Origin of the sequence: Amycolatopsis silviterrae, assembly GCF_042684085.1 — a bacterium.
GTDB classification, from domain to species: Bacteria; Actinomycetota; Actinomycetes; order Mycobacteriales; family Pseudonocardiaceae; genus Amycolatopsis; species Amycolatopsis silviterrae.
Map to the genome: position 1 here is coordinate 1 of NZ_JBHUKS010000049.1, position 555 is coordinate 555.

Genomic DNA, 555 nt, shown 5'->3' on the forward strand with positions numbered 1-555 from the left:
GCGGGCGTGCTGGATCGTGCTGGCTGGTCCAGCGTGTCCACTGTGGGGTCTCCGGTTGCAGGAATGGTTGTGGTCAGAAGGCTGGTGGTGGCTGGGCCGTGGCGGTGAACAGGCCGTGCCAGGAGTCTCGCCAGGGCCAGTGGCGGGGCAGTCGGAGGGTGAGTCGTCGTGCGGTGCGGGTGATCCGGGCCGGGACGGTGATGAGCTGGCGGCGGATGGTGGCGGTGCGGGCTCGGGCGTGGACGGCGCTGGCGAGGGCGCCGAGGGTGCGCAGCAGGTTGTGGGTGAGGGCGGCGAGGGTGAGCCAGGCTTGGTTGGCGTGGAACTGCCCGGAGGGGAAGTGGGCGAGGGCGGAGTCGTTGAGGTCGGCGAAGACCTGCTCGATCGTCCCGGCCCGGAGCCGGTGCTGTTTCTCGGCGGCGACGGTGTGGAGGCGGGTGTTGGTGAAGATCGCGTGGTAGCGCCAGGCGGGGAACAGTTCTCCCTGCTCGGTGCGGGTCTGGACGCGGAACCGGCGCGCGATCAGCCGGGCCGTGGTGGCTTCGCCGGGGTTGT

At 71.2% G+C, this 555-nt stretch carries 1 protein-coding gene; it reads right to left on the bottom strand.

Annotated features, from left to right (window positions below):
- Positions 1-73 precede the first annotated feature (73 nt).
- Positions 74-555: transposase (locus ACFSVL_RS46605; RefSeq protein ID WP_378314614.1), on the bottom strand; the 482-nt coding region annotated here is incomplete at its 5' end.